The following is a 7,390-nucleotide window of genomic DNA, read 5'->3' on the forward strand; positions in this document are numbered from 1 at the left end:
CCCTTCTGGCTTACATTGGGTTCCCCTGATACGGCGAACTTCTTGGGTGCGCCCTGTGTTTCAGGGGAGTAATTCTTGGCCTTCTTCTTTTCATATTTCCCTGGCTCAGTGGGCGATTCAGGTACCTGTAAAGCATTTTTCTTCACAGCTGCCAAGGCATATTTTTTCGGCACATTCTCGCCATTCGATTTGTTGTGATCATCGATCCCCCTGGATATGTAACAACTCAAAACATCATCGGGAAAGCCGCGATGACTCGCCTTGAATTCACTTGCAAACAAGGTTATCAGCTGATCAAAAGGCAAGTCGTTTCTTACCTCCTCCAGACGACTAAAAACCTCGGACAACTCCCTCTCTTGCGCCGGCGTGGGGGAATTCGTCGCGATCTCAGGCTTGGAAGTCTTGGTTTTTGAAATTGATTTCCTCGGGGAACCCATCGGATTACCAGAAGGCCGGGGTGATTTTTCGCCACTCTCTGTGCGTYTGTTTCCTGGAGATTGACCGTTTTTAGGAATCGGCTTCTTGGCATCGGAACTCGAAGAGCTATCCAATGATATATCTTCCATATGCTTCTTGGCCTTGCCTTTTTCAGCCTTTATATCATCCTTATCTTTGCCTTTTTCACCTTTGACACTTTTGGCGAGAATTTTAGGAAAATTCTTCTTTGCACTCTTATATAACTTGTTCATAACAACTCCAAATTCATCGGATTGATGGAAAGCACGGCACAGCACGGCCCGGATTGATTCGTCAACCCCAGAAGGCGGCCAGCCCACTGAGTGCCACTTCCAGCACGCGCGTTCCCCGTGAGGTACACCCGTGTCGCTCCCCTCCACACAGCGTGCGTCCCCTGTCCCACTTCCCCCCGCTCATCCGTCTAAGTAGTCGGAGAGCTCGCAAGCCAGCACCCAGGCCCCTCAGTGGCCCTCACGCCAGCGGCTCGTCGTTCATCACGCAACACAACCTCTGGAGTACCCCCATGCGTTCCCTCCCCCGCCAACGCCTGCTGGTCGTCGCGTTGGCCGCCGCCTTCAGCGGCCCCTTCGCCGTGCCGCATGCGCTTGCCCAGGCCCCCGCCCAGGCCGAGGCCGAATTCGCGGTCCAGGTGCCCGCCCAGCCGCTGGATGCCGCGCTGAACGAGCTGTCGCGCCAGACCGGCCTGCCGATCCTCGCGGCCGCCGAGGCCACGGCCGGCAAGACCTCGCGCGCCGTGAGCGGCCGGCTGAGCGCGGTCCAGGCGCTGCAGCAGATGCTGGCCGGCAGCGGGCTCGAAGCAACACGCTCGCCGAACGGCGGTTTCGCGGTACGCCAGGCCTCGGCCACCGCCGCGACCGCCGAGACCACGCTGCCCGCCCTCACCGTGCGCGCCCGCGCCGATGCCGATGCCGGCGGCTACGTCGCGCAGCGCGCCAGCGTCGGCACCAAGACCGACACGCCGCTGGTCGAAGTCCCGCAGTCGATCTCGGTCATCAGCAGCCAGGAGATCGACGACAAGGGCCAGACCACACTGACCGATGCGCTCGCGCAGACGCCCGGTGTCACCGTGAACCCCTACGGCTTCGATTCGCGTGCGGCCGACTGGGTGCTGCTGCGCGGCTTCGACGGCTGGTACACCAGCAGCTTCCGCGACGGGCTGGTGCAGAACGTCGGCATCACCTTCCTCGGCGTGCAGACCGAGGTCTACGGGCTCGAGCGGCTGGAGGTGCTGCGCGGGCCGTCGTCGGTGCTGTTCGGCAAGGGCGATGTCGGCGGCGTGGTCAACCGCGTCAGCAAGGTGCCGGGGCCCGATGCGGTGCGCGAGATCGGCGTGCAGACCGGCCGCTACGACCGCAAGCAGGTGATGGCCGATGTCGGCAGCGCGATCGACGCCGACGGCCAGTGGCGTTGGCGCGTCGTCGGCGTCGGGCTCGACACCGGCACGCAGGACCAGTACCCGAACGGCGACCGCATGACGCAGAAGCGCCAGTACCTCGCGCCCTCGCTGAAGTGGCAGCCGACGCCGCAGACCTCGCTGACGCTGCAGGCCGAGGTGCTGCGCGACGACAGCTCCGACGACGTGCAGTACGCCAGCGACTTCGACGGCAACCCGACCTCGGTCAAGGAAGGCGAGCCGAGCTACAGCCGCATCGAGACCGGCTCGGATGCGGTCGGCTGGCAACTCGCGCACCGCTTCGAAGGCGGCTGGCAGCTGAAGCAGAACGCGCGCTATGCGCACCGCACGCTGGACAAGCACCACATCCTGTCGTTCTTCGATACTGACCCCGGTGGCGACCCGAACCAGCTGCTGCGCCAGGCGCGGCACGACGTGGAGACGGTCGACGAGAACAGCATCGACACCTCGATCCAGGGCAAGGTCGACGGCGGCGGCGTCTCGCATGCGCTGCTGTTCGGCATCGACTTCGACCGCAGCCGCGCCGAATGGCAGCGCTGGCAGGCCATGACGACGCCGCTGGACATGACGAACCCGGTGTACGGCATCCACATCGACGAGCCGACCGCTCAATCCCGTGACAAGCAGGTGATCCTGTCGCAGGTCGGGCTGTACGCGCAGGACCAGGTGCGCTTCGACCCGCACTGGGGGCTGACCGTCGGCGTGCGGCAGGACCGGGTGAAGACGCGCTACGAGAACCGCAGGCCCAGCACCGACCCCGACTTTCCCGAGGTCGGTGTCGCCGAGCGCACCGACAACGCCACCACCGGCCGGCTCGGCCTCAGCTACCAGGTCGGCAACGGCTGGGCGCCGTACGCGAGCTACGGCGAATCGTTCGTGCCGGTGATGGCGGTGGACGAAGGCGCGCTGTTCGACCCGAGCCGCGGCAGGCAATACGAGCTCGGCGTCAAGTACATGCCCGAGGGCGAGGCGGTGTCGTTCACTGCGGCGGTGTTCAACCTGGAGAAGACCAACGTCGTGTCGTACGACCCGGTCAACTTCGTGCCGCATGCGATCGGCAAGGTGCGCTCACGCGGCATCGAGCTCGAGGGCAAGGCGGCGCTGACCCGCCAGCTGCGGCTGACCGCCTCGTTCGCGACACTCGACATGAAGGTGCTGGCGAGCGCGATCCCGTCGGAGGTGGGCAACATGCCGATCCTGACGCCGAAGCAGACCGCGTCGCTCTGGCTCGACTACGCGCTCGGTGCCGAGGCGCTGCACGGCGTCAGCGTCGGCGGCGGGCTGCGCTACGTCGGCAAGCGCTGGGACAACGGCGAGAACACCGAATCGCAGCCGCCCTACACGCTCGCCGATGCCGCGGTGCGCTACGACAACGGGCCGTGGCGCTTCGCGCTGAACGTCACCAACCTGTTCGACAAGCAGTACCTGAGCGGGCACGCCTACGGCAGCTACTTCCGCGGCAACGAGCGCAACGTGCTGCTGACGGCGAAATACAGGTTCTGATCAGCCGGCCAAGCCGGCGTAGACGTGCTGCACGTCGTCGCCGGCGTCGAGCGCGGTGAGGAAGCTCTCCACTTCCTCCAGCTGCTCGGCGGTCAGGCTCTTCGGGTCGATCGGGTTCTTCGGCTTGTAGCCGAGCTTGGCCGACAGCACCGTGAAGCCCTGCCCCTGCAGCGCTCGGCTGACGAGGTCGAGGTCGGCCGGGTCGGTCAGGAACATCGTGACGCCGTTCTCGTCGGCCGGCTCGAAGTCCTGCGCGCCGGCTTCGATCGCCGCCACTTCGGGGTCGGCGCCCGGCGCCGCCGGCTCGGCCTCGATCATCCCCAGGTGGTCGAAATCCCAGGCCACCGAGCCCGAAGCGCCGAGCTGCCCCTTGCGGAACAGCACCCGCATGTCGGACGCCGCGCGGTTCACGTTGTCGGTCAGGCACTCCACCATCACCGGCACCCGGTGCGGCGCGAAGCCTTCATACAGCGCGTGCTCGAAGTGCACGACCTCGCCGGTCAGCCCCGCGCCCTTCTTGATCGCGCGGTCCAGCGTGTCCTTGGGCATCGAGACCTTGCGCGCCTGCTCGATCACCAGCCGCAGCCGCGAGTTCGCGGCCGGGTCGGCGCCGTGCCGCGCGGCCACCATGATGTCCTTGGCCAGCTTGCCGAACAGCCTGCCCTTGGCATTGGCCGCCAGGTCCTTGTGATATGCCTTCCACTGCGCGCCCATGCCGGTGTTCCTTGATCGTCGATGCCCCGGGCGACGTGCTCGGGGCGAACGATTCTAGGGGAGTGCCCGCCGCAGCGCGGCGTGCAGCTGCGCGCGGCGGATGATGTCGAGGTGGCTCGCCCCGTCGATCACGGTCGTGGCGACCACCGGCGCGTGCTGCGTCCAGTCGCGCAGGCGGCCGACCGTGTCGTTCACCGACTGGCCCGCGTGGAAGACGTGTATCGGCGTCTCGATGCGGCCATGCAGGTAGCGCGCCCCCTGCACCCGCTTGTCGATCGTTGCCCACAGCAGGTACTCGGCCGCGTCGTCACCATCGCCATCGAGCGGCAGCGCGCGGTCGCCCAGCAGCACCTGCTCGGCCAGCCCGTCGCGTTCCACGTCGTCCAGCCGCGCGAACAGCTCGCGCCATGCGTCGGCCATCGTCGATCTCGACACCCAGGCATCGATCTCTCGCCAGGCCAGCGCGCGCTCATCGCTACCGAGCGGCCGCGAGGCGCACAGCGGCTCGGTCTCGAACACGTCGACCATGCCGAGGAAGTCCACCGCGACCCGCCCCTGCAGTTGCCGCGCCACCTCGATCGCCAGGTCGCCGCCCGACGACCAGCCGAGCAGCGCGCAGCGCCCGCCCACCGCCGTCGCCTCGATGAAGGCCGCGTACTCCGCCGCCAGCGCCTGCACCGCGAACCCGCGCCAGCGCCGCCGCGTGTAGACGTGGCTGACGAAGCCGTGCACCGGCCGCGTGCCGAGCAGCGTCTCGGCCAGCGGCAGGAACTCGCGCGAATTGACGATCATCCCCGGCAAGCAGTACAGCGGCACGCCCTCGCCGCCCGCCTGCAGGCAGATCGCATCGTGCTGCTGTTCGAGCCGCTGCTGCAGACGCCCGGCCAGGTCACGCAAGCGCGTCGCCTGCATCAGCTCCGACAAGGCCAGCCCGGCGCCGCCCGGCACCTGCTTGCGGATGCGCGCGATCAGCTTCAGGCTCAGGATCGAATCGCCGCCGAGCTCGAAGAAGTCATCGTCGCGGCCGACGGCCGCCAGCCCCAGCACCTCGCCGAAGATGCGCGCCAGCGCCTGCTCGGTGGGCCCGCGCGGCGGCTCGATGGCGCGGGCCGCCGCGGCTTGCACCGGCCGCGGCAGCGCCTTGCGGTCGATCTTGCCGTTGGCCGTCAGCGGCATCGCGTCGAGCACGACGATCGCCTCCGGCACCAGCCAGGCCGGCAGGCTGCCTTGCAGCACAAGCCGCAGCGCCGCGGCGTCCAGCGTGGCACCCGCCCGCGGCACGACCCAGGCCCACAGCACCGTGCCCCCCGACTCGCCCACGCCCGGCAGCACCGCGGCATCGGCCACGCCGGGCAACTCGCGCAACCGCGCCTGCAGCTCGCCCGGCTCGACGCGAAAGCCGCGGATCTTCAGCTGGTCGTCGCTGCGGCCGAGGAACACCAGTGCACCGTCGCTGCGCTGGCGCACCCGGTCGCCGGTGCGGTACAGCCGCTCGCCCGTCTGGAACGGCGATGCGACGAAGCGGCCCGCCGTCAGCCCCTGCTGCCCGCGATAGCCCCGCGCCAAGCCCGGTCCGCCGACATACAGCTCGCCGGCGATGCCCGGCTGCACCGGTTCGAGCGCGTCGTCGAGCACGAAGGCCGACATGCCGCCGATCGGCCGGCCCAGCGGCAGCGCTGCATCGTCGTCGCTGGCGACGTGCATCAGCATGCCGACGCAGGTCTCGGTCGGCCCGTAGTGGTTGACGATGCGCAGCCCCGGCCGCAGCGCGCGCAGCGTGGCCAGCAGCGCCGCATCGGCGGCCTCGCCGCCCAGCACCAGCGTGTGGGCCGGCAGCACGTCGTGCGGCCGTGCCGCATTCAGCAGGCCCTTCAGGTGGCTGGGCACGATCTTCAGCACGTCGATGCGGTGGCGCTGCATCGCGTCGGCGAAGGCATCGGGGTCGAAGGCTGCGGACGCATCGAGCATCAGCAGGCTGCCGCCGGCGCACAGCGCGCCGAACAGCGTGGTGTGGCCGAGGTCGGCGGCCACCGTCGACACCATCGCGAAGTTCAGGCCCCGCGGCGTGTCATCAGGCAAGGCCAGCCGCGCGAGCATCGATTGCGTGTAGTTCGCGAGCGCGCCGTGCGACACCACGACACCCTTCGGCGCGCCGGTCGAGCCCGAGGTGTAGATCAGGTACGCAGCCTGGTCCGGCAGCAGGACGGGCTCGGCCGGCAGCAACTCCTGGCTCGGCACGTCGAAGTCCGGCACGATCACCGGCAACGTGCTCCACGGCACCGGCCCGGCGGCCATCAGCGCGCGGGCGCCGCAATCGCGCAGCATCGCCTGCAGCCGCGGCACCGGCAACGCGGGATCAAGCGGCACGGCCACGGCACCGGCCTTCATCACCGCCAGCATCGCCAGCACGAACGGGCTGCCGCGCTCCAGCAGCAGCGCGACGCGCTCCTCGGCGACGATGCCCTGCCGGCCGAGCTGCGCGGCCAGGCTGCGCGCGGCGCGTTCCAGCTGCGCGTGGCTGTGCGAGCCCTGCGCATCGACGACGGCCGGGCGTTGCGCATGCCGCGCCGCCTGCGCAGCCCACAGCGCCGGCACGCTGTGCCACGGCCAGGCCACCGGCTCGCCGTGCAGCACCGACGGCTCGCCGGGCAGCGTGGTCGACGCCAGCGCGCGCTGCGGGTCGACGGCCGCCTGCGCGGCGAGGTGCACGAAGGCCGCGCGCAAGCGATCGATGGTCGCGCGGTCGAACAGGTCGGTGGCCCAGGCGAGCTGGAAGTCCAGTCCGCGGGCGTTTTCCATCACGTCGAGGCTCAGGTCGAAGTGCACCTCGTCGACCGCGAGGCCGTCGATGTCGATCTGCCATGGGCCGTCGGGCGCCTTGCCGTCGGACACTTGCCGCCCGCCGGTCGCCTGCGAGGCGCACTTCACCTGGAACAGCGGATTCAGCCCCGCGCCGCGCTCGATGCCGAGCGCCTCGACCAGCTGGTCCAGCGGCAGATGTGCCCGCTGCCGTGCGGCCAGCAGTCGCTCGCGCACCTGGCGCAGCAAGGCCGCGAAGCCCTGCTGCGGGTCGATGCGCAACCGCAGCACCAGCACGTTCGTGAAGTGACCGACCATGCCGGCCAGCTCGGCGCGGTCGCGGTTCGCTGACGGCACGCCAAAGCACAGGTCGCGGTCACCGCCGTAGCGGTGCAGCAGCAGCGCGAGCAAGGCCAGCGTCACCATCGCGGGCGAGGCGGCGTCACGGCGCGCGAGCGCGAGCAGCGCGTCGCCGGTCTCGGG

General features: G+C 68.8%; 4 protein-coding genes. 1 reads left to right on the forward strand and 3 read right to left on the reverse strand.

The annotated features are described in order from the left end of the window. A partial coding sequence (locus tag AC1D1T_RS28115; RefSeq protein ID WP_477992921.1) for a hypothetical protein occupies positions 1–776 on the reverse strand: 776 nt, incomplete at its 3' end. Positions 777–979: 203 nt separating this feature from the next. On the opposite strand from AC1D1T_RS28115, the gene AC1D1T_RS28120 reads away from it, so the two are divergent. Then, on the forward strand, positions 980–3,394 hold the full coding sequence (locus AC1D1T_RS28120; protein WP_477992922.1) for a TonB-dependent siderophore receptor: 2,415 nt from the start codon (positions 980–982) through the stop codon (positions 3,392–3,394). Here the strand turns inward: AC1D1T_RS28120 and AC1D1T_RS28125 are convergent, their stop codons facing one another. Continuing rightward, complete coding sequence (locus AC1D1T_RS28125) at positions 3,395–4,108, reverse strand: YebC/PmpR family DNA-binding transcriptional regulator (RefSeq protein WP_465114566.1); 714 nt, start codon at positions 4,106–4,108, stop codon at positions 3,395–3,397. 54 nt (positions 4,109–4,162) lie between these two features. Further along, positions 4,163–7,390, reverse strand: a 3,228-nt coding sequence (locus tag AC1D1T_RS28130; protein WP_477992923.1) for an amino acid adenylation domain-containing protein, incomplete at its 5' end; no start/stop codon positions are given.

It is taken from the genome of Rhizobacter sp. P2_H3, assembly GCF_056403355.1.